General features: G+C 58.6%; 1 protein-coding gene. It reads right to left on the minus strand.

The genetic code is table 11. The features are described from left to right. Positions 1–13: 13 nt before the first annotated feature. Positions 14–251: LysR substrate-binding domain-containing protein (locus Q4528_RS14985; RefSeq protein ID WP_303522476.1), on the minus strand; the 238-nt coding region annotated here is incomplete at its 5' end.

Raw genomic sequence — 251 nt, forward strand, 5'->3', positions numbered from 1 at the left:
CGGCTATCCCCATTCATTCTCCAGCGAGATATGTGGCGTCTTCCTGAAACAGTTGGGCGAGGAATTTCTTCAGCGCAACGATATGCGGCAGATGGCGCAGATCCTGATGCACTGTCAGCCACAAGGTGCGCGTGACCGACAGATCCGGCATGATGCGGATCAGACTGTCCTGATCGGACAGGGCGAAATGCGGCAGCGCCACAATACCCAGACCCCCACGGGCGGCGTTGCGCTGTGCGATCATGCTGTTG

The sequence above is a fragment of the Staphylococcus pasteuri genome (assembly GCF_030547725.1).
GTDB classification, from domain to species: Bacteria; Bacillota; Bacilli; order Staphylococcales; family Staphylococcaceae; genus Staphylococcus; species Staphylococcus pasteuri.